The organism is Haloterrigena sp. KLK7 (assembly GCF_037914945.1).
Lineage (GTDB): Archaea > Halobacteriota > Halobacteria > Halobacteriales > Natrialbaceae > Haloterrigena > Haloterrigena salinisoli.
On sequence record NZ_CP149787.1, the window covers coordinates 1 to 21260 of the forward strand.

The 21260-nt window shown below is 66.9% G+C and carries 30 protein-coding genes; 9 read left to right on the forward strand and 21 right to left on the reverse strand.

What is annotated here, in order from left to right:
- The first annotated feature begins 62 nt into the window (after nucleotides 1-62).
- Nucleotides 63-1280, forward strand: a complete 1218-nt coding sequence (pan1, locus tag WD430_RS00005) for a proteasome-activating nucleotidase Pan1 (RefSeq protein WP_339103984.1) — start codon at nucleotides 63-65, stop codon at nucleotides 1278-1280.
- Between the two features lie 105 nt (nucleotides 1281-1385).
- Here the strand turns inward: pan1 and WD430_RS00010 are convergent, their stop codons facing one another.
- Together WD430_RS00010 and WD430_RS00015 are read right to left on the reverse strand one after the other, a co-directional pair.
- Entirely contained in the window at nucleotides 1386-1523 is a 138-nt protein-coding gene (locus WD430_RS00010) for a hypothetical protein (protein WP_339103985.1), read from the reverse strand.
- A gap of 90 nt (nucleotides 1524-1613) precedes the next feature.
- On the reverse strand, nucleotides 1614-1787 hold the full coding sequence (locus WD430_RS00015; RefSeq protein ID WP_339103986.1) for a hypothetical protein: 174 nt from the start codon (nucleotides 1785-1787) through the stop codon (nucleotides 1614-1616).
- 232 nt (nucleotides 1788-2019) lie between these two features.
- On the opposite strand from WD430_RS00015, the gene WD430_RS00020 reads away from it, so the two are divergent.
- Both WD430_RS00020 and WD430_RS00025 read left to right on the forward strand, forming a co-directional pair.
- The gene (locus WD430_RS00020; RefSeq protein ID WP_339103987.1) at nucleotides 2020-2574 is read left to right on the forward strand and encodes a GMP synthase subunit A; all 555 of its coding nucleotides are present in this window, start codon (nucleotides 2020-2022) and stop codon (nucleotides 2572-2574) included.
- A 268-nt stretch (nucleotides 2575-2842) separates the two neighbouring features.
- Nucleotides 2843-3745: an NmrA/HSCARG family protein gene (locus WD430_RS00025; protein WP_339103988.1), complete on the forward strand. Its 903-nt coding sequence runs from the start codon at nucleotides 2843-2845 to the stop codon at nucleotides 3743-3745.
- Nucleotides 3746-3856: 111 nt separating this feature from the next.
- Here the strand turns inward: WD430_RS00025 and WD430_RS00030 are convergent, their stop codons facing one another.
- Together WD430_RS00030 and WD430_RS00035 are read right to left on the reverse strand one after the other, a co-directional pair.
- Complete coding sequence (locus tag WD430_RS00030; protein WP_126663419.1) at nucleotides 3857-4111, reverse strand: DUF3194 domain-containing protein; 255 nt, start codon at nucleotides 4109-4111, stop codon at nucleotides 3857-3859.
- Nucleotides 4112-4513, reverse strand: coding sequence for a prefoldin subunit beta (locus WD430_RS00035; RefSeq protein WP_339103989.1), 402 nt, complete (start codon nucleotides 4511-4513; stop codon nucleotides 4112-4114).
- 108 nt (nucleotides 4514-4621) lie between these two features.
- Here WD430_RS00035 and WD430_RS00040 point away from each other — a divergent pair, with 108 nt between their 5' ends.
- Complete coding sequence (locus WD430_RS00040; protein WP_339103990.1) at nucleotides 4622-5716, forward strand: iron transporter; 1095 nt, start codon at nucleotides 4622-4624, stop codon at nucleotides 5714-5716.
- Nucleotides 5717-5740: 24 nt separating this feature from the next.
- Here WD430_RS00040 and WD430_RS00045 read toward each other — a convergent pair whose 3' ends face one another.
- From WD430_RS00045 to WD430_RS00080, 8 genes are all read right to left on the reverse strand, one after another.
- Nucleotides 5741-6241, reverse strand: a complete 501-nt coding sequence (locus WD430_RS00045; protein ID WP_339103991.1) for a DUF2243 domain-containing protein — start codon at nucleotides 6239-6241, stop codon at nucleotides 5741-5743.
- A 78-nt stretch (nucleotides 6242-6319) separates the two neighbouring features.
- Nucleotides 6320-6583, reverse strand: coding sequence for a KEOPS complex subunit Pcc1 (locus tag WD430_RS00050; RefSeq protein ID WP_339103992.1), 264 nt, complete (start codon nucleotides 6581-6583; stop codon nucleotides 6320-6322).
- A gap of 6 nt (nucleotides 6584-6589) precedes the next feature.
- Nucleotides 6590-6724 (reverse strand): DNA-directed RNA polymerase subunit P, encoded by a 135-nt coding sequence (locus tag WD430_RS00055; RefSeq protein WP_005581305.1) that lies wholly within the window; start codon nucleotides 6722-6724, stop codon nucleotides 6590-6592.
- 22 nt (nucleotides 6725-6746) lie between these two features.
- Nucleotides 6747-7010: a 50S ribosomal protein L37ae gene (locus WD430_RS00060; RefSeq protein WP_339103993.1), complete on the reverse strand. Its 264-nt coding sequence runs from the start codon at nucleotides 7008-7010 to the stop codon at nucleotides 6747-6749.
- Nucleotides 7011-7062: 52 nt separating this feature from the next.
- Nucleotides 7063-7266, reverse strand: coding sequence for a hypothetical protein (locus tag WD430_RS00065; protein ID WP_339103994.1), 204 nt, complete (start codon nucleotides 7264-7266; stop codon nucleotides 7063-7065).
- Nucleotides 7267-7501: 235 nt separating this feature from the next.
- Complete coding sequence (locus WD430_RS00070; RefSeq protein WP_339103995.1) at nucleotides 7502-8263, reverse strand: DUF2103 domain-containing protein; 762 nt, start codon at nucleotides 8261-8263, stop codon at nucleotides 7502-7504.
- A 161-nt stretch (nucleotides 8264-8424) separates the two neighbouring features.
- A complete protein-coding gene (gene surE, locus WD430_RS00075) occupies nucleotides 8425-9261 on the reverse strand; it encodes a 5'/3'-nucleotidase SurE (protein WP_339103996.1) in 837 nt (278 codons plus the stop codon).
- Nucleotides 9262-9332: 71 nt separating this feature from the next.
- The gene (locus tag WD430_RS00080; RefSeq protein ID WP_339103997.1) at nucleotides 9333-9800 is read right to left on the reverse strand and encodes a zinc ribbon domain-containing protein; all 468 of its coding nucleotides are present in this window, start codon (nucleotides 9798-9800) and stop codon (nucleotides 9333-9335) included.
- A 139-nt stretch (nucleotides 9801-9939) separates the two neighbouring features.
- Between WD430_RS00080 and WD430_RS00085 the strand changes: the two genes are divergently transcribed.
- Nucleotides 9940-10467: a hypothetical protein gene (locus WD430_RS00085; protein WP_339103998.1), complete on the forward strand. Its 528-nt coding sequence runs from the start codon at nucleotides 9940-9942 to the stop codon at nucleotides 10465-10467.
- A gap of 27 nt (nucleotides 10468-10494) precedes the next feature.
- Here WD430_RS00085 and WD430_RS00090 read toward each other — a convergent pair whose 3' ends face one another.
- Together WD430_RS00090 and truD are read right to left on the reverse strand one after the other, a co-directional pair.
- Nucleotides 10495-10884, reverse strand: a complete 390-nt coding sequence (locus tag WD430_RS00090; protein WP_407067130.1) for a hypothetical protein — start codon at nucleotides 10882-10884, stop codon at nucleotides 10495-10497.
- Between the two features lie 38 nt (nucleotides 10885-10922).
- Nucleotides 10923-12284 (reverse strand): tRNA pseudouridine(13) synthase TruD, encoded by a 1362-nt coding sequence (truD, locus tag WD430_RS00095; RefSeq protein WP_339103999.1) that lies wholly within the window; start codon nucleotides 12282-12284, stop codon nucleotides 10923-10925.
- 134 nt (nucleotides 12285-12418) lie between these two features.
- Between truD and WD430_RS00100 the strand changes: the two genes are divergently transcribed.
- Nucleotides 12419-12664: a hypothetical protein gene (locus WD430_RS00100; RefSeq protein ID WP_339104000.1), complete on the forward strand. Its 246-nt coding sequence runs from the start codon at nucleotides 12419-12421 to the stop codon at nucleotides 12662-12664.
- 5 nt (nucleotides 12665-12669) lie between these two features.
- On the opposite strand, the gene pth2 is transcribed toward WD430_RS00100, so the two are convergent.
- Together pth2 and WD430_RS00110 are read right to left on the reverse strand one after the other, a co-directional pair.
- Nucleotides 12670-13008: a peptidyl-tRNA hydrolase Pth2 gene (pth2, locus tag WD430_RS00105; protein ID WP_339104001.1), complete on the reverse strand. Its 339-nt coding sequence runs from the start codon at nucleotides 13006-13008 to the stop codon at nucleotides 12670-12672.
- A gap of 44 nt (nucleotides 13009-13052) precedes the next feature.
- A complete protein-coding gene (locus WD430_RS00110) occupies nucleotides 13053-13868 on the reverse strand; it encodes a hypothetical protein (RefSeq protein WP_339104002.1) in 816 nt (271 codons plus the stop codon).
- Between the two features lie 162 nt (nucleotides 13869-14030).
- Between WD430_RS00110 and dcd the strand changes: the two genes are divergently transcribed.
- Entirely contained in the window at nucleotides 14031-14630 is a 600-nt protein-coding gene (gene dcd, locus WD430_RS00115) for a dCTP deaminase (protein WP_339104003.1), read from the forward strand.
- Between the two features lie 202 nt (nucleotides 14631-14832).
- On the opposite strand, the gene WD430_RS00120 is transcribed toward dcd, so the two are convergent.
- Nucleotides 14833-15288, reverse strand: a complete 456-nt coding sequence (locus WD430_RS00120; RefSeq protein WP_339104004.1) for a response regulator — start codon at nucleotides 15286-15288, stop codon at nucleotides 14833-14835.
- A gap of 201 nt (nucleotides 15289-15489) precedes the next feature.
- Here WD430_RS00120 and WD430_RS00125 point away from each other — a divergent pair, with 201 nt between their 5' ends.
- Both WD430_RS00125 and WD430_RS00130 read left to right on the forward strand, forming a co-directional pair.
- Entirely contained in the window at nucleotides 15490-16389 is a 900-nt protein-coding gene (locus WD430_RS00125; protein WP_339104005.1) for a thiamine-phosphate synthase family protein, read from the forward strand.
- Between the two features lies 1 nt (nucleotide 16390).
- Nucleotides 16391-17104: a methyltransferase domain-containing protein gene (locus WD430_RS00130; RefSeq protein ID WP_339104006.1), complete on the forward strand. Its 714-nt coding sequence runs from the start codon at nucleotides 16391-16393 to the stop codon at nucleotides 17102-17104.
- Between the two features lie 29 nt (nucleotides 17105-17133).
- Here WD430_RS00130 and WD430_RS00135 read toward each other — a convergent pair whose 3' ends face one another.
- The 4 genes from WD430_RS00135 to WD430_RS00150 form a co-directional block, all read right to left on the reverse strand.
- Complete coding sequence (locus WD430_RS00135) at nucleotides 17134-17544, reverse strand: thioesterase family protein (RefSeq protein WP_339104007.1); 411 nt, start codon at nucleotides 17542-17544, stop codon at nucleotides 17134-17136.
- A gap of 85 nt (nucleotides 17545-17629) precedes the next feature.
- Entirely contained in the window at nucleotides 17630-18403 is a 774-nt protein-coding gene (locus WD430_RS00140; protein WP_339104008.1) for a DUF7001 family protein, read from the reverse strand.
- Between the two features lie 204 nt (nucleotides 18404-18607).
- A complete protein-coding gene (locus WD430_RS00145; RefSeq protein ID WP_339104009.1) occupies nucleotides 18608-19540 on the reverse strand; it encodes a sulfide-dependent adenosine diphosphate thiazole synthase in 933 nt (310 codons plus the stop codon).
- Nucleotides 19541-19735: 195 nt separating this feature from the next.
- Entirely contained in the window at nucleotides 19736-21211 is a 1476-nt protein-coding gene (locus tag WD430_RS00150) for an MATE family efflux transporter (RefSeq protein ID WP_407067148.1), read from the reverse strand.
- Between the last annotated feature and the right edge of the window lie 49 nt (nucleotides 21212-21260).

Genomic DNA, 21260 nt, shown 5'->3' on the forward strand with positions numbered 1-21260 from the left:
ATATTCCGAGCCGAGTGTACCTACCCGAAGCCTCTTATGAACCAGCCCCCAAAGGTCGGGTGATGAGCGACACTGTGGACGACGTCGACCTCCCATACGACGAGGACGAGGCGTCCCAACAGGAGAAGATCCAGGCGCTCGAGGAACGGCTGGAAGTCCTCGAGTCGCAAAACGAGGAGATGCGTGACAAGCTCCTCGATGCGAACGCCGAGAACAACAAGTACCAGCAGAAACTCGAGCGACTGACCCACGAGAACAAGAAACTCAAGCAGTCGCCGTTATTCGTCGCCACCGTCCAGGAGGTCACGGACGAGGGCGTCATTATCAAACAGCACGGGAACAACCAGGAGGCGCTGACGGAGGTCACCGAGGAGATGCGGGAGGACCTGGCGCCCGACGATCGAGTTGCCGTCAACAACTCGCTGTCGATCGTCAAGACGCTCTCGAACGAGACGGACGTCCGCGCACGCGTGATGGAAGTCACCGAGAGCCCCGAGGTCAGCTACGAGGACATCGGCGGCTTAGAGGAGCAGATGCAGGAGGTCCGCGAGACCGTCGAGATGCCCCTCGAGAAGCCCGAGATGTTCGACGACGTCGGGATCGAACCGCCGAGCGGCGTCCTGCTCTACGGCCCGCCGGGGACGGGCAAGACGATGCTCGCCAAAGCGGTCGCCAACGAGACCAACGCCACCTTCATCAAGATGGCCGGCTCCGAGCTGGTCCACAAATTCATCGGTGAGGGCGCGAAACTCGTCCGCGATCTCTTCGACGTCGCCCGCGAACACGAACCCGCCGTCATCTTCATCGACGAGATCGACGCCATCGCCGCCAAGCGGACGGAGTCGAAGACCTCCGGCGACGCCGAGGTCCAGCGGACCATGATGCAGCTCCTGAGCGAAATGGACGGCTTCGAGGAGCGCGGCGAGATCCGCATCATCGCCGCCACCAACCGCTTCGACATGCTCGACCGCGCCATCCTCCGGCCCGGTCGGTTCGACCGCCTCATCGAGGTTCCCAAGCCCGACGCCGAGGGCCGTGAGATCATCTTCAAGATCCACACCCGCGGCATGAACGTCGCCGACGACGTCGAGTTCGGCGAACTGGCCGAGGACGTCGAGGAGGCCTCCGGGGCCGACATCAAGGCGATCTGCACCGAGGCCGGTATGTTCGCCATTCGCGACGACCGCACGGAAATCCGTATGGAGGACTTCCACAGCGCCTGGGACAAGGTCCAAGCCGACTCCAGCGAGACCGAGGACGTCTCGAAGACCTTCGCCTAGACGGCTTTTACTCTCCGTTTCTCACGCCTCGAGAGCGGCGCGTTTCGAGGTCCTGATCGTGAACTGAGTTCGCGATCGTCCGCGTTCGAATAGCGGGCGGACCAGCTACAGTGCCGTGAAGACGAGATAGGGTACGATAAACAGGGCGACCGTCAGCACGGCGAGGATCGCCAGATAGCCGATACCCGTGCCGGCCGCGGCGAGCCACGCCGGATGATCGAACTCACTGAGATCGATTGCCATACGAATACCGTCTGGGGAGACGAGTATAAGCGTACCGGAACCGAGAACCAGTCGGTATCAGTTGCGAGCCGGTCCCCGCACGCGACGACCCTACCGCCACGCGTCCAGCGAGACGGCGTCCCGCTCGGTCATCGAGAGCCAGACGTCGTCCCGTGTGATATCGGCGATCACGAGGTGTGGCTGTCCGTCGATCTCGTCGATCGCGGCGACGACATCCCCGTCGGCCGCCGACTCACTTCCGACCGATCCGGCCTCGAGTGTCATATTTCACGATAGTCTTCCAGGATGTATGAACGTTTTGGTACTGGCCGAGAAGGTGGTTGACTACTTGTTGTTATCGGGTTCTATTGACGGTAAATTGGATGTATTGGCTATATATTTTGAGAAAGTAAATTACAGAGTGTCGCGGTACCGAGCGACAGCGCGGGTGGAAACCGACGCGCGGCGACGACGGTTTCCGGACCGTTTTTACCGGGTGACTGGCTAGGAACGCTCAATGACGAAGATCGTCGTGGTGGACAACCACGGACAGTTCACCCACTTAGAGCGCCGGGCCCTTCGCGACCTCGGCGTCGACACGGAGTTGATCGACAACGAGACACCGCCCGAAGACGTCGACGCCGACGGCGTCGTCCTCTCCGGCGGTCCCGACATGGACCGGATCGGCCACTCGGCCGACTACCTCGAGGCCGACGTTCCGGTACTCGGCATCTGCCTCGGCATGCAACTGATCGCCGCGGAACTCGACGGTCGCGTCGGCGGCGGCGAGTACGGCGGCTACGCCGACGTGAACGTCGAGATCGTCGACGACGACGACCCGCTGACCGGGTCGCTCCACCCCGAAACGCGCGTCTGGGCCAGCCACGCCGACGAAGTGAAGGAGCTCCCCGACGGCTTCGAGCTCACCGCCCGGAGCGACGTCTGCGGCGTCGAGGCCATGAGCGACACCGACCGCGACCTCTACGGCGTCCAGTGGCACCCGGAGGTCGCCCACACCGAGGAGGGCGACGAGATCTTCGAGAACTTCCTCGAGATCTGCGAGTCGGAGTAGGGCGACTCGAGTCGCCTCGATCACTGATCGGGCCGCCTACTGTCTTCTCCATTCTTCGATCGCGGTCCGACGGTCGCGGTGAGCACTGCTACGTTTTCCCTCGCGTCGGTGTCGGTAACATCGGTGTCAGGTAGTATCGCTAGTGTCGCCGCGGTTATATACGGGTTCGGAGCCGAATCAGGTAACGTGATGAAACCAGTTGCGAACGGCGTTTCGCTCCCGACCGTATCGACTCCGACCACCCTCCTCGCGACGGAGGTGAACTGAGATGACCAGCGTCCTCGTCACCGGCGCGACCGGCAATCAGGGCGGTTCGGTCGTCGACCACCTGCTCGCGTCCGAGACCGACTTCGACGTCTACGGGCTGACGCGTGACGCCTCGAGCGACGCGGCCGAGGAACTGGCCGATCGCGGCGTGACGATGGTCGAGGGCGACCTGAACGACAAGGACTCGCTGGCGCCCCACGTCGCCGAGGTCGACGCGGTCTTCGCGGTCACCAACTTCTGGACGGAAGGGTACGACGCCCAGGTCCAGCAGGGGAAGAACCTCGCCGAGGTCGCGACCGAGGAAGGCGTCGAGCAGTTCGTCTTCAGCGGCGTCGGCGGCCACGAGCGCGACACCGGCGTTCCCCACTTCGATTCCACCTGGGAGATCGACCAGCACGCCCAGGAACTCGACCTGCCGCTGACCGTCCTCCAGCCCGTGTTCTTCTTCCAGAACCTCGAGGCCTTCGCGGAGGACGTCGTCGAGGACGGCCAGCTCGCGCTGCCCCTCGAGGAGGGCGTCTCGCTCCAGATGATCGACACCGACGACGTCGGCCGCGCCGCCGCGGTCGCGCTCGCGAACCCCGACGAGTTCGTCGGCGAGCGGATCGAACTCGCGGGCGACGAGAAGACCCTCGCCGAGACCGCCGAGGTCCTCACCGAGGTCACCGGCGAGGACGTCGACCCGGTCCACGTCCCCATCGAGGACGCCTACGAGAGCTTCGGCGAGGAGTTCACCGTCATGTGCGAGTGGTTCAACGAGGTCGGTTACGACGCCGATATCGACGCACTCGAGGAGCAGTTCGGCTTCGCGTTCACCGACCTCGAGTCGTACCTCCGTGAGAACGGCTGGGAGGACAAGGACGGCATGGCCTCGGTCCCCGGCTGGGTCAAGGCGATGCAGTAGTCGGCCGCGTCGCTCCGCGTTGTCGTTTTTCGATCCGTTGATTCGCGACCGGACCGCGATGCCAGTCGCTGATCGTCGAGAAGACAATCGAGAAGGGGACGTCCCGAGCCGTTACTCGCCGAACAGTTCGTCGACGGCGTCCCGCGCGACGAGCGCGGCGTCGTCGGCGACCCGTTCGGGGTCGGGATCGTCCGGTCCTCCGGGTGCGTTCAGATAGACGTCGACCTCGAGGACGCCGTCCTCGAAGGTGACGGTGACGTCGAGATCACGCACCGCCGATTGCTTGTACTGCGAGAAGACGTAGCCTTCCGCAGCGTCGGAGGCCGTCTGGACGACCTCCTCGTCGGTCGGTTCGCCGGTCGACATTTATGCGCCGCCTGCGCCCGGACCGCCCGGGCCGGCCGGGCCGCCCATGCCGCCGCCGGCGCCGCCGAGCAGTTCCTCGAGCTCGTCCTGGAGCTCCTCGAACTGGTCCTGAACGCGCTCTTCCTGCTTCTCTAAGGTCTCGAGTCGGATCTCGAGGGAGTCGACCTTCTCCTCGAGGTCCTCCTCGGCCTCGTCGTACTCGGTCTCGACGAGCAGTTCGCCGACCTTGCGGTACATCGGCGTCTCGGCGTCGATCTCCTCGAGCTCCTCGAGGGCGTTCTCGGCGTCGGTGAGGTTCGATTCGGCTTCCTGCTTCTGGACGGCGACCTGCTGTGCGGTCTCCTGAAGGTCCTGAAGCTGTTCGATTTTCTCTTGTGCTTCCGGCGGCAGATTACCCTGCATACCTCGACCGTCGCCCTCCGGACTGATAAAGCCAAGCTTTGTCATCGAGTCGGGGAGTCGGCGAGGGCAGCCCCCACGCCTATCCGTCGCGGCGGTGTGGAACGGGCGATGCGACGACGCACGGTGCTCGCGACCGGCGGGGTCGTCCTCGCGGGGCTGTCGGCCGGCTGTCTCGAGACGGTTCGCCGGGACGACGCCTGGCGCGAACTCGTCGTCGATCCGCCCGAGGGGGTCTACGTCCCGCCCCACGCCGACGGGATGGTGACCTACGGGACCGCGACCGCCGGCGGGCGCGAGATCGCCCTGCTGGCGACGCGCCCGCACTCCTTTTGGATCGTTGCCGACGCCGAGCGCAATCGAGCGGACGTCCGCTCCCGGCACGACGTCCACCTGATGGTGACCGTCCGCGACGCCGAGACGGGGGCCTTCGTCCCGGCGCCGGTGCGGACGACGATCCGGGCGCGCGGTGACGCTACCGACGCCCGCGACGACACCGACGGCCCGGTCGACGAGCGCTCCCTCTGGCCGATGCTCTCCCAGCGGATGGGACCCCACTACGGCGACAACGTCCCGCTCGAGGGCGACGGCCAGTATACGGCGGCGATCCGGATCGGGGCGACGACCGCGGACGCGATCGGCGGCGTCGCCGACGGCCTCGAGACCGAGACGAGCGTCGACGTCGACGTCGACTTCGAGTTCGATACCGACGAGATCGAGGAGATACCGCGTCGGTTGATCGACGAGGACGAGGGCCGCGGCGAGGCCGACGCGCTCGAACCGATGGCTCACGCCGTGGGCTCCGGAGACGGTGACGACCGCGAATCGGCCGCGGAACTCGGCAGCGCGACGAGCGACGATATCGAGTACACGGCGACGCTCCTCGACGCCGATCGATCCGGGGCCGACCGGCCGGCGCTCGCGGTGACGGCGCGAACGGCCTACAATTCGTATCCGCTCCCGTTCGCCTCGCTCTCCGCAGCGGTCGCCCGAAACGGAGAACAGGTCGCGAGCGCGTCGCTCGAGGAGGCGATCGATTCGCGACTCGGCCACTGCTATCGGACCGCCGTCGATCCGACCGTTCTCGAGGGCGGCGACGAACTGACGATCGACCTCGAGACGCCGCCGCAGGTGGCGCGCCACGAGGGGTACGAGACCGCGTTTCTCGAGGGCGATTCGGTGACGGTAGCGCTCGACGCGCCCTGAGCGGTAGTTCGACGCGCAGATAGCTCACTCGAGGTGTCCCGCGTCGGCGTTTCTCGGGCCGACGGCCCGGTCGACCACCCGAAGGAGACCCAACCCGAGCGCGAGCATGACGACGCTGACGACCACCCAGTGGGGGTTCCACGCCTCGGTCCCGTGGACGACGTTGTGCAGGTCGAGCACGTAGTGGTCGACGATCCCGTCGAAGACGTTGAACACGCCCGCTCCGACGAGGATCGAGCCGACGAGATAGGTCGTCGAGAACCGGCGGTCGGTCCCGTTGACCACGCGCCAGAGCAGCCCGAAGCCGACGCACGTGACGGCGAGCGTGGCGATCAGGAACAGCCCGTCGAAGAACACGTTCGTCCGGTAGCCGTCGAGGCTGTACGGGTCGTAGTAGCCCGAGAGGAGGTGATGCGTCTGCAACGTGAGGTGGAAGATCACCGTGTCGACGACGGCGCCGAATCCGAAGCCGATCGTTCCCCCCGCGAGCAGGAGTCGCCGCCGCAGGCTGTCAGCCGTCGCCATACGAACGCTTCGCCGTCGACGGCCAAAAATCGGGAACCGGCACCTGCTACGCGCGAACGCCGCCTCGAGCGTGCCCGCCTACGACTCGAGGGCCGCCGTTCCGAGATCGGCCGCCTGCTCGGCGACGTCGACCAGCGTGAACCAGGTGTTCAGCGCCGCTCGCAGGGCGATCACGTCCGCGGCGTCGATCTCGATGCGAACGACCGAGCCGTCGCGATCGATGGTCGTCCGCGAGCGCTCGTCGTCGATCTCGCCGATCTCGCGGGCGACGCTGTCGGCGACGAGCCGCGCGCGAGACGGCGTCTCGTAGTCGAACTCGAGGGTCGCGTCGTGAGAAGGCACGCGCGGTTACCGGACGTCGACTTCCTTGACGTCGCGGCTGCGCTCTTTGAGGAGCACGCGGTGGCCACAGTAGGGACAGCGGACGCCACCGTACTCGTCGAGCTGGACGTCGCGTTTACAGCGGGAGCACTTGTAACTCATACTGAGTGTAGAGAGTGTGGGGTTACTCGTCGTCCTCGGCGAGCGCTGCGCGGATCGAGCGCTTGACGGTGCGGCCGGCGGGGGTCTCCGGACGGTAGGCGCCGCCGGTGAAAACCTCGCCGGTCTCCTCGTTCTTCCAGATGCCGGTGCCGACGCGGGTGACATCGTCGCCGTCGACTTCGGCGTTTTCCATGTCGTCTTCGATCTCGCTGACGCGACGTCGGGCGACGCGACCGTAGCGTGCGCCGAACCGGCCCGCGCTACCGACCGTTCCTTTCTTGGCCATAGTAGGGCTAGCTATCGGCAGCGGATTCTTAAACCTGTTGAGTTAGGGCCGCTCAGTCCGTCGCCTCCTCGGCGACCGGCCCGATCAACAGCTCCAAGAAGACGAGCGCCAGCGCGGCGAGGTAGCCGACGGGCGCGAGGGGGGCGGCCAGCAGTCCCGTCCCGATGCCCGTTAGCGCGATAGCTGATCGGAGAACGAGCCCACTCAGTGCGAGCAGCGGAATCGCAGCCAGCACGGCGTCGGGACGCTCGAACATGGCTAATTATATCTAATTACCCCCGATCGGATAAGGGTCTGAGAACCAGCAGACAGTGTCTCTTCCATAAGGTCGTGACAATACTTGCGCGACGGACGTCGAGAGCGCTCGCGACCCGCCACCGGCGTCGGGATCTCGGAGCGCCGGCGATCAGTGATACCGGACATCCCAGTATCGCACCGCCGCGGGTACGGAACGCCGCAGAAATGTCCCGCCCTTTCCGGCGAAGCAGATATTACTGGAACTCCGCGTTCGTCAGCACTTCGTTGAGGTCCTCGCGGATCCGTTCGCCCATCTCCCGGTCGCGTGCGGTGGTGACCACGCGGTTCTCCTGGACGCTCGAGCCGTCCCGCAGGAGCATGCGAACGTTGCCGCCGTCGTCGGCGCGGGTAACTTTCGCCCGAAGCCCCGACTGCGACCCCTTCCCGCCGGCGTCGATCGGGCCCGGGATGACCTTCTTGACGTGCGGGTGGCCGGCGACGGTCCGGATCGCCCGCATCCCCGTCCGGCCGCCGATCAGCGTCGAGTGGCTGCCGCCGATCTTCTCGACGGGCGGCGTCTCGACCACGTCCAGCGCGCGGTTGCCCCGCCGCTCGAGGACCGCGTCGACGGGGTCCTCGTCCTCGACGCGGTAGAACTGGTGGTGGATGTCCTCGCGGACGGCCTGAATCACCGCGCGCTCGCCGCCGGCGTAGACCTCCTCGGGGCGTTTCCGGCGGATCTCGTCGCCGATCAACCCCGCGAAGTTCCGGAGTTCGACGACCTCGTTCTCGCCGTCTTCGGGCATCGTGGTGATCGTCGTCTCGCCCAGAATCGGATCGTCGTCCCGCCTCGCCGAGTCGGCGTCGTCTCCGCCGTCACCGTCGGCCGCGAGCATCGTGAGCGTCGCTCGTTCGCGCGCCGCCTCGAGGACGATCGCTTCCGTGTTGGCTTCCCGGCAGACGAGACAGAAATCGCCGGGTTTCTCGAGCGGCGTTGCACAGTGGCGACACTCCATAGACTAGACGGTCGTTGGCGGGTCGGATGTAAAACAAGCGCGTTTTCGACCGGTGTCACCCTCCGACCCGCCTCCGGCGACGGTCGCACCGTCCCGTCTGTCCGTCCGCGTCGACGACGGTAACGACGATCCGATACTCGGTGATCGTGTACCGCCGGAACCTACAGAATGTCGTCGAGAATCGTCCGCACTGCGTCCGTCTGCACGACGTCGTACGGGACCCGCATCGGCGAGACGGAAATTTGCCCCTCGAGCAGCGCGTGCCGATCGGTGTCCTCGGGGTCGGGGATGTCCCGGTTGGCCATCTGCTGCCAGAGCCGATTCGTGAGCTGGAACTGCCCGTCCTCGAGGGCGGCGTCCATCTCGTAGACCTCCGTCGGTCGGGTGAGTTCGAACCCGTCGTCGTCGACGTCCGGTCGCGGGACGTTGACGTTCAGGTAGTCGACGCGGTCGAACAGGCCGGTTCCGGGCGACCCCTCGACGAGCGCGGCGGCGATCTCGCCCGCGTGCGCGAAGTCCTCGGGCTCGAGTTCCGACTCCATGCCCAGCGTGTCCATCGAGACGGCGATCGAGGGCGTCCCGAGGAAGGCGGCCTCCATGGCGGCGCTGACCGTCCCCGACCGCGAGAAGACGTAGGCGCCGAGGTTCGCCCCGGAGTTACAGCCGGAGACGACGAGGTCCGGGGTCGGCTCGAGGGCGTTGACGCCGACGATGGTGCAGTCACAGGGCGTGCCGTCGACGGCGTAGCCGAGTTCGTGGTCGGCGTGGGGGACCGGCGAGGTGAAGGCGTCGGCCTCGAGGTCGATCGAGAAGTCGTCGCTCTCGGAACTGGTCCGTCCGTAGGACAGCGACCGGCCGACGGCGCTCCGGTTGCGGTCGGGGGCGATGACGGTGACGGTGGCGACCTCGGTCAGGGCGTCGTAGAGCGCCCGGAGACCGGGCGCGTCGATCCCGTCGTCGTTCGTCAGGAGGACGTGGGGCGCGTCGTTGGGATCCATTCGTCGTACGCGTGGCCTAGACGGCGAGCTACCTATCGGTTCGGTTCCGTGACGCCGCGGACGCGGGCGGCTCAGGAACCGGTGTCGAACGCGTCAGTCCTGTCGTCGACCGCGTCAGCGAGTCGCGTCCCGCAGTTCGGACAGTACCGCGAGCCCGCGTCGACGACGGCCTCGCAGTCGGGACAAGAGACGGTGGCGCCCGCGTCGAGCCCGCTCCCGAGTTCCTCGCCGCAGTCCGGGCAGTAGGCGGCCTCCGCCGAGGCGCTGGCGCCGCAGTTCGGACACTCGCGGCCGTCCTCCCAGAGGACGCGTCGCTCGGAGTTCGCGACGTAGTTGTACGCGGCCCAGACGACGTTTCCCAGACCCATCGAGAACCAGAACGTCAGGATCGCGACCAGCAGGTGCGAGACCAGCGATCCGAACGCCCGGTCGATCATCACGACGTGGTCCGGCGCCTCCTCCTCGATCGTCCAGCCCCGGGCGACGAGTTCGTCGATTTCCCGCTGCAATCGCGTGCTTCGCGCGGATGTTCTGCGCATGGGGCCCGTAGGACTCGAGCGGACAAAAGCCTGTTAGCGGCCGTCGCTCGCCCGCCGCGGCTCGCACGTCACCGAGCGAGACTCTCGCACCCGCTGATCGAACGCGCGAATTTACCGTCGAGCGCGTTCTATGGGACGCATGATCGACCCTCTGCAGTTCGTCGCGGCGGCCGTATCGATCGCACAGGCGAATCCGGACCCGGGAATCAACGTCGATATCGGAACGACGGGCGGCATCGTCGGCGGGGCGGTCAGCGCGTTCCTGACGACGCTGGTCGTCGGCGCGATCATGGTCGCGATCGTCCCCGCGTACACGGAACGGATGATGGCCGACGTGCTCGAGGACCCCGTCGGTGCCTTCCTCTACGGGATCCTCTCGCTGTTCGCCCTCGGGCTCCTGATACTCCTGCTGGTCGTCACCATCGTCGGAATCTTCGTGGCGATTCCGCTGGGGATCGTCGCCTATCTCATGTGGGCGGTCGGGTCCGTCGTCGGCTATCTCGCTATCGCCGATCGACTGGTCGGTCGCACGGGCGGCTGGCTGACGCCGTTGGTCGTCGCCGCCGCCATGAACGGCGCGCTCGCACTGACCGGGATCGGCGGCCTCGTCTCGCTCTGCGTCGGCGCCGCCGGCTTCGGCATCGTCCTCCGGGACGCGCTCGAGTGAGCTACGGTCGCGACTGCGGTCGCCCCGTCACCACGGAACGAATCGGCGGAGGCGAGCGAGGATCGACGGGTCCTCGCGGCGGACGCGCAGCGTCGTCCCCTCCGCCTCGAAGGCCGCTTCGATCGCAGGAATCCGCTCGCCGTCGGGCAGCCGGACCGACTGCTCGCGACAGGGCACCGTCCCGCCGCTGGTCGGTCCGAACGTCGGCGCGCGGGTCGTCGGCTCCGGAGCCGGTCGGTCGTACTCGAGTTCGTACACCGTCGTTCCGTCGACCTCTTCCGTGTGCCAGTCGACGAGTTCGCGGTCGCCGCTCGTTCCGACTACGCCGGTCCCTCGGTCGGTGGAGCCGTCGTCGCGGTCCCGTCGGTCGTCGCGGTCGCTCCGATCCGCGACGAATCCGTGGCCTCCAGAGGTCATACGGGCACTTCGTCACACGGCTTCAAAAACGGTCTCCCTCAGCCGAGGTCGACCGGATCGACCTTCAGGTACTCTCGAAGGAGGACCGTCGCGTACGATCCCTTCGGCAGCGCGAACGAGAGCGTGAGGGGGTCGGTCTCGAGCGTGAGCCCCGTCCGAACCAGGATCGCCCGTCGGGTGCCCGCCGAGTAGAACTCGCCGGGCAGGTCGAAGTCGGCGGGCTCGAGGTTCAGGTCGTCGAGGACGGCGCGTTCGATCTCGCCCTGCTCGCCGTCGGCCAGTTCCGTCTCGGTGCCCACGAGCGGCGCCGTGACGAACGCCCGGCCGCGCTCGCAGTGGCGACGGACCGAGCGCACGCGACGGTCGGTGACCCGCTGGAGGCGGTCGGTGTCGGGGAGCTCGAGGCCCGCGGGGGCGTCGGTGTCGGCGAAGCAGGCCACGTCGCCCGCGACGGGTTCGTCGAACGGCAGCCCGCGCTCGAGGCGCTCGGAGAGCATCAGGTTGAACGCGTACGACTGGGCGGCGTGGACGAACAGCCGCTGGAGATTCGACGGCAGGCGCTCGAGGGCCGCGCGGTAGTCCTCGGGTTCGGGATCGCCGTCGACCTCCGCGAGTCCGTGACAGAGCGAGCGCTCGTAGCGCAGGCGATTCGGGAAGCGCTCGAGGGCCTCCTGCCAGTCGCGGGTCTCCTCGACGAACGTGCGGGCTTCCTGGGTAGACTCGGGCTCCGCGTCGGTCGGGTTCCCGAGGTAGGCCATCACCGCGCCCGCCCAGTCGCCGCGGACGATCTCGAGGCCGACCTCGTGGGTGACCGGGCGGCGGCTGCCGAACCGCTGCTGGCCGAAGAAGTTGGGGACGCCGACGGAGACGTCGGCGGAGTCGGCCGCGTTATCGTCGTCCTCGAGGCCCCCGAAGGCGTGCAGTTCGTCCGTGATCTCGGTCGCGGCGTCGGGCCGCTCGGGATCGCTGACGACCAGTTCGAACTCGTTGCCCGCGAGGTCGCCGAACTCGAGCGACCGGCCCGCTCGGCCGACGACCTCGATGTCGGCGCCGCGGACCTCGGGGAGGTCGGCGGGGTCGGCGCCGTAGATCGAGAACAGTTGCGTGGTGACCGCGTACTTGTCCTTCGTCCCGGCCCAGTTGATCCGCTCGCGGGAGACGCCGAGCGCGTCCGAGAGCCTGCCGGCGAAGTCGTTGGTGTCCCAGCCCGACAGCGTCGCGCGAACGACGAGGTAGGGGTAGGCGTCCGTTCCCGCGTCGACCGGCTGCGTGTCGAACCGCTCGCGTTCGCGCACGCGGAAGTGGTCGTCGTCCTCGCGCAGGCGGCCGCCGACGCCGGCGGTATCGGTGACGTAGTGCTCCATGCCGACGGCCTGCTCCGTGGGATGTGCCGGGCGCATGCTGGATGGCGGCGCTTGGGCGGCCGGGGATAAATCGGTTCGTTCTCGCCTCGAGCGGGACGCGAGCGAGTCGACCGGAGCGCGATGAGACGAGTGACCGAACGAGTTATTGGACTGTTGACCGAACGACGCGTATGGACGCGACCGACCTCCGGCGGCCGCTCGAGCTATCGGCCGGCCTGGCGATCGGAATCGGACTCGTGGCGGTCGCGACGGGCGACTGGCCCGAATTCGGGTTCCTGCTCGGAATCGGCCTCGTTCCGGTCACCGTCATCGCGTTCGAGCGCATCGACGGGCCGCTCGCGGCGCGGACGGCGCGAATCGGTGCGATCGTCGTGGGCGGCGGACTCGTCGGCGCGGCGCTCTGGCTGTCGGCCTGACGGGCTCAGAACAGGGAGAGCTCGCCCGTGACACTGTCGACGCGGTCGTCGGCCGCCGGACCGACGGCCAGCGTCGTGACCGTTCCGGGCTCGAGTTGCGTGTGGCCCGCATCTCTAACGATCGCGTTGGGAATGCCCTCGCTGTCGGCGATCGCGGAGAGTTCGTGGAGCTGGCGCTCGCTTTCGCCCTTGAGAACGACCTTCTTCTGACCGCCCTGTTTCCACTGGCTCTGGAGCTGGCCGTCGGCCTTCTCGTAGGCCGACAGCGACGCGTGGGCGACCTGCGCGGCGAGTTTCCCCTGTCCCATGCCGATGTCCGTGCGGGCGACGATTGCCTGTTTCATGCCAGAGCGGAGGAGGGGAACGCCTTTAGCACTGACTATCGCGATCAGTGAACGATCTCGTTCTCGAGGCCGAGTTCGCGCTCGGTCCGGCGCGCCTCCGGCCCCGCCTCGACGAGCGTCGGTTTGCAAACCGGCTCCGAGAACCGGTCGGGATCCGGCTCGACGCGTTCGGCCACCTCCGAGAAGACCGATCCCCGTCGACCGCCCGCCGAGACAATTCCACCGTACTCGCGTTCCTCGAGGGGCGTGTCGTCGGGATCGGGGAACTCCTCGCGAATGAGGTCCGCGGTTTCTCTGACGTACTCAGCGGCCTGCCGCTGCGTGTACTGGCTCTCCTCGTAGTACGTCTCGGCGTGGTCGGCGGCCAACTCCTCCGAGGAGTGTTCCGGCGACTCGTAGTCGATCGCCGCCGGCGTGGTGAAGCCGCTGGCGAAGCGAACGTTCATCGTGAAACAGTCCGGATATCTGACGATCAGCGGGGCGTACACCATCTCGGACACGGTGTGCCACTGCTGGATCCGCCATCCGCCCTCGACGTAGTACGCGGCGATCTCCGCGACCCGATCGTCGCGGTCGCCCCGAAAGTAGGCCATCGCGACCTCGTCGTAATTCTCGCCCGCGATCTGCTCCAGTCGCCGCTGGAAGCTCTCGGCGGCGTGCGCGAACTCCTCCTCGTAGGCGGTGAGCAGCGGGACGTCCGGATCGGCGAGCAGGTCCGCCTTCCGCTCCTGGGCCTCCGCGATGGTCATCATGTTCTCGTGAAAGAGCCGCTCGGCCTCCAGGTCGGGAAGCGGGATCCTGACCGCTCGCTGATGCAGTACCCGTGCATCGCCGTTGAATCGCTCCTGTTGCCCCTCCATAGGCATTCGTTCGGGGTACCACCTACTAATTGATTCGGGCCGTTATCCGGAAAGTGTATTCCCAGTTGTAATCGGATGCAGACTATTCGAATTTCCGTCACGATTCCGGTCTCCCCGAACCGGATCGGGTGATTTAGGGCCCCGTGGTTCGCCCTACCCGATATGATCCTCTCCGACGCGGACATCCTCGAGCGACTCGAGGCCGGCGACCTCGTCGTCGAGCCCCTCGACGAACCCGAACTGCAGATCCAGCCCGCGAGCGTCGACCTCCGACTCGGCCGGGAGTTCCTCGAGTTCCAGCGGACGAACATCCCCTGCATCCACCCCAACTCCGAACAGGAGGTCGACGAGTACGTCACCGAGACGATCGTCGAGGAGGGCGACGATTTCATCCTGCATCCGGGGGACTTCGTGCTCGGGACCACCCACGAGCGCGTCGAGATCCCGGCCGATCTGATCGCGCACGTCGAGGGGCGCTCCTCTCTGGGTCGCCTCGCCGTGGTGGTCCACGCGACGGCGGGACTGTGCGATCCCGGCTATCGCGGACAGATCACCCTCGAGCTGTCGAATCTCGGTACCGCACCCGTCGCGCTCACGCCCGGGATGCGCATCTCCCAGCTGACGTTTACCGAACTGAAGACCGAGGCGGACCGCCCCTACGGCAGCGACCGCGGCTCGAAGTACCAGGACCAGGACGGCCCGCAGGCCTCGCGGATCCAGAGCGACCACGAGTTCGGCGGCGACCAACTCGAGCGCGACTAGGTCACCTCGGACTCGCGTTCGCTCTCGGTAGAGAGCCGTTCGACTATCGTGCGACCGGTCCGGTTCCAGTCGGTCGTAGCGCGATTCCGTTATTCGGAACTCATCGCGAAAACCGCGATCGGTACGGGAGAGATAATTATCGAAGCGGAAGTGCCGCCTTTCGACCGGTACCCCATATCACTCGACGGGCAGGACCTCTCTCTTAGTCGTCCCCGGTACGAACAACGGACAGCTGGAAGGTGTCGAATTCGCGTATCACGTTGAGAAATTCGTCCGGATCGACCGGCTTTTCGATGACGGCATCTTCGTCCGCATCGTGGTCGAGGTCGCGCGATTCGATGAGGTCTTCGTCCACTCCGGACAGAACGATGACGGGAACGTCGTCCAGTTCGGGCTGATGTTTGATTTCGTGCAAGACGTCTTCCCCGTCCACGCGCGGTAGGTTGAGGTCTAATAAGACGATATCCGGATGAGGGGCGTCCTCGTATTCGTCTTGCCGGTGAATGAAGTCCAGTGCTGCTTGGCCATCGGGGATGATATGGAGTTGGTTATTGATCTGTCCGTCACGGAAGGCTTCCTCGAAAAGGCGCACGTCCCCCGGATTGTCTTCGATCAGTACTATTTGCGCCTCGTCCGTGGGCGAAGGGCGGCATTCCATAACCAATTCTATTAGTGAGAAGGTATAAGTGGCTCGGCTGGTGGGCCGTATATTCGCGCGTACTTACGGAGAATCGAGGAGAAAGCCCCGTCCCTTCAGGGCGGGGAGAATGTCAAGGCTCACGTTGTGGTGCCCGTTCCACAGGCACATTCCGTTCCGGGTACCCACAAGTTATTCCGCCAGCGGACGTAGGGGCGGCAAATGCAATTCGTCGAAGAAATCGTCGTGGACGAGTTTCTCCCGACGGTCCGGTCGCTGCTGGCCGGGGAACTCCGCGACCGCGGGCTCACCCAGAGCGAGGTCGCCGACGTCCTCGGTATCAGCCAGAGCGCCGTCTCGAAGTACGCCCACGGCGACGTCACCACCAACGAGCGCATCGCCGACGACGAGCGCGTCGAGGCGCTCGTCTCCGAACTCGCCGACGGCCTCGCGGCCGGCGACGTCACGCCCGTCCAGGCGCTGATCGAGATCGAAGTCCTCGTTCGCGACCTCGAGAGCGGCGGCGATCTACTCGCGCAACTGCACGAAGAGGCCGTTCCCGAGCTCGCCGACCACGGCGCGAGCTTCCGCGTCCACGACCCCGAAAACGACCTGCGGACGAGCGAACGCGTCCTCTCGTCGCTGCGTCGCGGGCTGCGTATCCTCGAGAACGCTGGCGGCTTCGCGACCCTGATCCCGGCCGTCGGCTCGAACCTGGTCGCCTGTACGCCCGACGCCGAGGACGTCGACGACGTCGCCGGCGTCCCCGGCCGAATCTTCGACGTCAAGGGGCAGACGACGGTGCCGTCCGACCCCGAGTTCGGCGTCTCCGAACACGTCGCGAGCGTCCTGCTGGCCGCGCGCGAGCACGGCGCGGACGCGTCGGCGGCGATCAACATCAGGTACGACGAGCAACTGATCGCTGAGCTGACCGAGCAGGGCCACGTCACCGCCGAGTTCGACGAGTCCAGCGACGTCGCCTCGAGCGTGGGCGCCGCGATCGAGGACGATCCAGAGGCGACGGTGCTCTACCAGACCGGCGGCATGGGGATCGAGCCGCTGATCTACGTGTTGGGGCCGGACGCCGAATCGGTCGCGGACGCGGTCCGCTCGCTGATCTGAGATGGCAGGCCTGCGCTCGCGGCTCCGAACGCTGCGCGCGGAGACCGACGCCGAGAGCGCACGGGAGTTCTACGGTCGCTGGGCCGCCCTCTACGATCTCATCGCGCGTCGAACGCCCGGGATTCCGAACCTGCGCCGGCGCTGCGCCGCCGCCTGCCGTCTCGAGCCCGGCGACACCGTCGTCGAGATGGGCTGTGGCACGGGCGCGAACCTCCCCTACCTGCGCGATCGGGTCGGCCCCGAGGGAACCGTCGTCGGAATCGACTTTACCGGCCCAGTGCTCGAGCGGGCTCGAGACCTGACGGCCGAGTACGACAACGTCCACGTGGTTCGGGGAGACGCGATGCGACCGCCGCTGGCCGCTGATTCGGACGTCGACGCCGTCCTCGCGACGTTCGTCGTCGGCATGCTCGACGATCCCGCGGGCGCGGTCGACGACTGGTGCGACCTCGTCGGTCCCGGCGGGCACGTCGTCCTCGCCAACGCCGCCTCGAGCCGCGAGTGGTACGCGCCGCCGGTCAACGCGGTCTTCCGGGCGATCGTCGTGCTCTCGACGCCGCCGACGACGAAACTGCGCTACGAGACGGATCCACACCGACGGTTGGACGAGAAGATCGCCGCCGCCCACGCGCGCCTCCGCGAGCGGTCGACGGCCGTCGCCGACGAGCGCCACGTCTTCGGGGTCGTGCGACTGACCGGCGGTCGACTCGAGTGAGCGGTTACGGCTGCGCGTTGCGCGTCGGCTCAGGCCGACGCCTCGAGGCCCTCGTACGCCGCGATCGGCTCGCGGATCTCGTCGGGTAACGGCGACGGTCGTTTCGTCTCGGGATCGATGTGGACCATGGTCGTCTCCGCCGTCGCGGCGACGTCGTCACCGACGCTGATCTCGTAGGCCATCGTGCAACTCGAGTCGCCGAGCCGCGAGACGTGAAGGGAGACCTCGGGATCGTCGCCCTTGACGATCGGTCGTCCGTAGTCGATCTCGAGGTTCGCGATGACGAACGAGATGTCCTCGGCGGCGATGTCGACGACCTCCTCGAGGTAGTCGGTGCGCGCGATCTCGAGATAGGTCGCGTAGACGGCGTGATTGACGTGGTCCAGCGGATCGAGGTCGCGATATCGGACGGGCACCTCGACGGTAAACGGAGCACTCATTGTGCGTTGTCGAAGTCGGCTGCCGCAAAAGAGGACTGCGGTTCTGGCAATTCCGCTGCGGCCGGCCGCGCCTCTCGGTCGCACGTTACGTCGCTTCTCGCTCGTACAGACGGGCGTGTGCCGTACAGAACGCCGGTTCGCGCAACTGGGCCTCGATTAAGTCCTCGTGGTAGTGGGCGTTGAAGAGGCGACAACCCTCCCGCTCGCAGAAGGCCTCGCCCGTCTCGAGGTAGTGGTACGCCTGCAAGACGTACCCCTTCAGCGCGTCCGTCGTCCGGGGGTCGTCCTCGACCAGAAAGTCGCCCTCGACCTGGTTCTCGAGAACCTCGCGGGGCGGCGCGTCGCCCGATAGCAGCGCGTGGCGCTGCTTTTCCTTGTAGTATTCTTCCGGCTTCGCGGGAGCCTCGTAGAGACCGGGAACCGAGATCAACGCCGGCTGGCCGAGGACGTTGACGCGCTTGTGCCAGCGGCCGTCGTGATCGCCCCAGGTCCCGATCGCGCGATCCAGAATCGGCACGTGGAGCGTCTCGAGGTCCCGTTCGTCGTCCGGGAGCGCGCTGTTGAGCGCCCGCTGGACGGCCACGCCGTCGTAGAGGACCCCGCCCTCGCGCTCGGGGTGCTCGAGGGCCCGTTCCTCGTAGCGGATCGTCCCGAGCATCGTGTTGCCGGTCTCGCGGTCGTACGGCGAGGGGACTCGCGCCTCGGCGAATCGCTCGGCGAGGTCGTCCGTTCGGTGGACGTCCAGAAAGCGGTCGCGAACCGATACCGATGCGTCGATTCGGGCCTCGAGCCAGTCACCGATCGCGTCGACGTCGGCGACGGTCGAGGGAACGCGATAGCAGACGACGGTGTCGACCATGTATTACCTACCGGTACCACCCAGTGAAATACTTGTGATCGACGAGCGGGAACGATCCCTCACCATCGCGGCGCGTCCGGACGTCATCGGCGACAGCAGTACGTTGAGAGTCTCTCGCGGAGAGAGTAACGGACCGAGAGTGAGCGACGCGGTGCTCGTCGGGACGTCGATGCGGTCGAAAAACGCGTTATTTTCGAGATTCGGTCAGTCGTCCGCCGGCGTCGCCGCGCGCGAGGTGATGTCGACGGGTTCGGCGTCGACCTCGAGTTCGTCGAGCGCGACCTGGGCGGCGCGCTTGCCGGAGACGAGCATGGCGCCGAAGGTCGGGCCCATGCGCGGGAGGCCGTAGGTCGTCGCGGTGGCCATCCCCGTGGCGATTAGTCCGTCGTGGACGAGACCGGTGTGCTCGACGACGGCGTCCTCGGACTTGCCGACCCACATGGAGTCGTGGCCCGGCGAGTCGTGGCCGGGTGCGCCGTACGTGTCGTCGTCGGTCTGGTCCATACCGGTTGCCGATTCTTCGGCGTCGCCGATGCCGGGCGCGTCGAGGACGCCGCGCTCGTCGAGTTTCTTGACGGCCATCGCGTCGTGGCCCGTCGCGTCGATGACGAGGTCGGCCTCGACGGCGATCGGGTCGACGCAGGTGATCTCGCGGGGCAGCGCGTGGACCGGCGTCCAGTTCATGACGATCCCCGAGACCTTGTGGTCCTCGCGGATGACGATGTCAGTGAACTCCGTCATGTTCTGCATCTTCGCGCCGGCGTCGCAGGCGGCCTTGATGAGCCCGGAACAGGCCTCGGGGCCGTTGGCGATGTAGAGCCCCTCGCTGTCCTCGGACTGTTTGTGCGAGACGTCGAGTTCGTCGAGGATCTGCTGGGCGGGGTCGCGGACGGTCACCTTGTTCATCAGGAAACCGCCGAGCCAGAACCCGCCGCCCAGGTAGTTGTTCTTCTCGACGACCATCGTCTTGACGCCGCGCTCGGAGAGTTCCTTCGCGGCCGTCAGCCCCGAGGGCCCGCCGCCCACGATGATGACGTCCGAGTCCGAGAAGTCCATGAACTCCTCGGTCCACTCCTGTCCGATCGCGCGGGTAACGTCGGCCTCTCCCACCTGACTGAACTGCTCGAATTCGCTCATACAACTTAGTGGTAGCACCCCGTGGTGAAAAGTCTATCGTGACGAGTCTCTCGGAACCTTCAGATTTCGGACGTGTCACGGCGATGTACTCGGTACTGCTGGAGAACGTCGTCGAGAGCCGATTCGCGTCCACGTCGGTCACGACCCGTCGACCGAGACTCCGCGGGCCTCGACGGCGAGCGCTCGAGGGCGCCGTCAGTCGTCGGTCAACTCGGCGTCGGCGTCGTCCGTCGCGTCCGTTTCACCTGACGTGCGCTCGTCGCCGACTCGCGATTCGTCCCTCGAACCGCGACCGTCGTCGATGACGCCCTCCGTCCACGTTCCCAATCGGAACCAGGCGACGGCGACGAGAAACGAGGCGACCATGCCGAACGAGTAGGCCCACCAGATCCCCTCGATGCCCCAGTCGAGGCCGCCGACCTCGAGGCCGAGGCCGGGAACGGTCACCGTCCACGCGAACGCGAGGACGAGCGCGACGGGCAGGCGGAAGATCCACCGCGAGAGGAAGGAGAGCACCATCGCTTCGCGGGTGTTGCCCGCGCCGCGGAAGGCGCCCTGGACGACCATGACGCCCGCGAAGAGGGCCCAGAACGGCGCCATGATTCGCAGGAAGACGACGCCCTCGGCGATCACGTCGGGGTCGGCGACGAAGATCCGCATGGCCTGGGCCGGAAACGCGATCAGGACCGCCGCGACGGCGCCGATCAGGACCATCGTCCCCGCGGTCGCGGTCCGCGCGACGGCCGCCGCTCGCTCGGGCGTCTCAGCGCCGAGGTTCTGGCCGACGCCGGTCGCGGTCGCGTTGCCGACGGCCCCGGCGACCGCCCACGTCACGGACATCAGCCGGACGCCGATGCCGTAGGCCGCCGTGGGCGTCGCGCCGAAGCGGGCGACCAGTCCGGCCATCGCGACCGAGGCGAAACTGCGCGCCCAGCCGTCGATCGTCGACGGGGAGCCGACGTCGACGAGTTGTTTCAGAATGTCGACGTCAGGTGTGAGATCCTCGAGTCGGAGGCGAACGCCGAAACCCCCGTCGAGCAGGATGTAGATCCCTGCGGCGGCGGCCAGCCCGCGGGAGCAGAACGTCGCGATGCCGGCGCCGCGAGTCCCCCACGCCGGGAACGGTCCCCAACCGAGGATGAGGAACGGGTCGAGGACGACGTTGACGCCGGCCGAGACGACGACGAGCCACATCGCCGTCTTCGTGTCGCCCGCGCCCTGCAGCGACGACCGGAACGCGAAGAAGAGGAAGGTCAGCGGTAAGGCGAGGAAGATGACCTCGATGTACGCCAGCGCTTCGGCGAACACCGGCCCGCGGGCGCCGATCAACTCGAGCAGCGGGCGGCGAAAGACCAGGCCGACCGCGGCGAGAACGCTCGAGACGGCCAGCGTCAGCAGGATCGTCTGGGCGACCACGCGGTCGGCCGTGCGGTCGTCGCCGGCGCCGACGTACTGGGAGACCAGGGCGATCGTCGCCGCGGTGATTCCCATCGCCGTCGAGACGAACAGCCACGAGAGGGGAAACATCAGCGAGACGGCGGCGACGGCGTCGCTGCTGACGCGGCCGACCCAGAACATATCCGCGAGGTTGTAGACGGTCTGGAGCAGGTTCCCCAGGACCAGCGGCCACGCGAGGCGGGCGAGCTTCGGGGGGATCGCCCCCGTCGTCATGTCGACGCGCTTGCGCTCCGGTTGCGAGTCCGTCTCTGCCACGTGTTCG

Coding starts and splice junctions, on each gene's coding strand:
- WD430_RS00020 (WP_339103987.1), top strand. CDS start 2,020: ATGACGAAGATCGTCGTGGTGGACAACCACGGACAGTTCACCCACTTA.
- WD430_RS00065 (WP_339103994.1), bottom strand. CDS start 7,266: ATGTTCGAGCGTCCCGACGCCGTGCTGGCTGCGATTCCGCTGCTCGCA.
- WD430_RS00125 (WP_339104005.1), top strand. CDS start 15,490: ATGCAATTCGTCGAAGAAATCGTCGTGGACGAGTTTCTCCCGACGGTC.
- WD430_RS00140 (WP_339104008.1), bottom strand. CDS start 18,403: ATGGTCGACACCGTCGTCTGCTATCGCGTTCCCTCGACCGTCGCCGAC.
- surE (WP_339103996.1), bottom strand. CDS start 9,261: ATGGATCCCAACGACGCGCCCCACGTCCTCCTGACGAACGACGACGGG.
- WD430_RS00130 (WP_339104006.1), top strand. CDS start 16,391: ATGGCAGGCCTGCGCTCGCGGCTCCGAACGCTGCGCGCGGAGACCGAC.
- WD430_RS00040 (WP_339103990.1), top strand. CDS start 4,622: ATGCGACGACGCACGGTGCTCGCGACCGGCGGGGTCGTCCTCGCGGGG.
- WD430_RS00110 (WP_339104002.1), bottom strand. CDS start 13,868: ATGGAGGGGCAACAGGAGCGATTCAACGGCGATGCACGGGTACTGCAT.
- WD430_RS00070 (WP_339103995.1), bottom strand. CDS start 8,263: ATGGAGTGTCGCCACTGTGCAACGCCGCTCGAGAAACCCGGCGATTTC.
- pth2 (WP_339104001.1), bottom strand. CDS start 13,008: ATGAAACAGGCAATCGTCGCCCGCACGGACATCGGCATGGGACAGGGG.
- dcd (WP_339104003.1), top strand. CDS start 14,031: ATGATCCTCTCCGACGCGGACATCCTCGAGCGACTCGAGGCCGGCGAC.
- WD430_RS00010 (WP_339103985.1), bottom strand. CDS start 1,523: ATGGCAATCGATCTCAGTGAGTTCGATCATCCGGCGTGGCTCGCCGCG.
- WD430_RS00145 (WP_339104009.1), bottom strand. CDS start 19,540: ATGAGCGAATTCGAGCAGTTCAGTCAGGTGGGAGAGGCCGACGTTACC.
- WD430_RS00150 (WP_407067148.1), bottom strand. CDS start 21,211: ATGACGACGGGGGCGATCCCCCCGAAGCTCGCCCGCCTCGCGTGGCCG.
- WD430_RS00015 (WP_339103986.1), bottom strand. CDS start 1,787: ATGACACTCGAGGCCGGATCGGTCGGAAGTGAGTCGGCGGCCGACGGG.
- WD430_RS00085 (WP_339103998.1), top strand. CDS start 9,940: ATGATCGACCCTCTGCAGTTCGTCGCGGCGGCCGTATCGATCGCACAG.
- WD430_RS00045 (WP_339103991.1), bottom strand. CDS start 6,241: ATGGCGACGGCTGACAGCCTGCGGCGGCGACTCCTGCTCGCGGGGGGA.
- pan1 (WP_339103984.1), top strand. CDS start 63: ATGAGCGACACTGTGGACGACGTCGACCTCCCATACGACGAGGACGAG.
- WD430_RS00060 (WP_339103993.1), bottom strand. CDS start 7,010: ATGGCCAAGAAAGGAACGGTCGGTAGCGCGGGCCGGTTCGGCGCACGC.
- WD430_RS00100 (WP_339104000.1), top strand. CDS start 12,419: ATGGACGCGACCGACCTCCGGCGGCCGCTCGAGCTATCGGCCGGCCTG.
- WD430_RS00120 (WP_339104004.1), bottom strand. CDS start 15,288: ATGGAATGCCGCCCTTCGCCCACGGACGAGGCGCAAATAGTACTGATC.
- WD430_RS00135 (WP_339104007.1), bottom strand. CDS start 17,544: ATGAGTGCTCCGTTTACCGTCGAGGTGCCCGTCCGATATCGCGACCTC.
- WD430_RS00025 (WP_339103988.1), top strand. CDS start 2,843: ATGACCAGCGTCCTCGTCACCGGCGCGACCGGCAATCAGGGCGGTTCG.
- WD430_RS00090 (WP_407067130.1), bottom strand. CDS start 10,884: ATGACCTCTGGAGGCCACGGATTCGTCGCGGATCGGAGCGACCGCGAC.
- truD (WP_339103999.1), bottom strand. CDS start 12,284: ATGCGCCCGGCACATCCCACGGAGCAGGCCGTCGGCATGGAGCACTAC.
- WD430_RS00055 (WP_005581305.1), bottom strand. CDS start 6,724: ATGAGTTACAAGTGCTCCCGCTGTAAACGCGACGTCCAGCTCGACGAG.
- WD430_RS00030 (WP_126663419.1), bottom strand. CDS start 4,111: ATGTCGACCGGCGAACCGACCGACGAGGAGGTCGTCCAGACGGCCTCC.
- WD430_RS00035 (WP_339103989.1), bottom strand. CDS start 4,513: ATGCAGGGTAATCTGCCGCCGGAAGCACAAGAGAAAATCGAACAGCTT.
- WD430_RS00080 (WP_339103997.1), bottom strand. CDS start 9,800: ATGCGCAGAACATCCGCGCGAAGCACGCGATTGCAGCGGGAAATCGAC.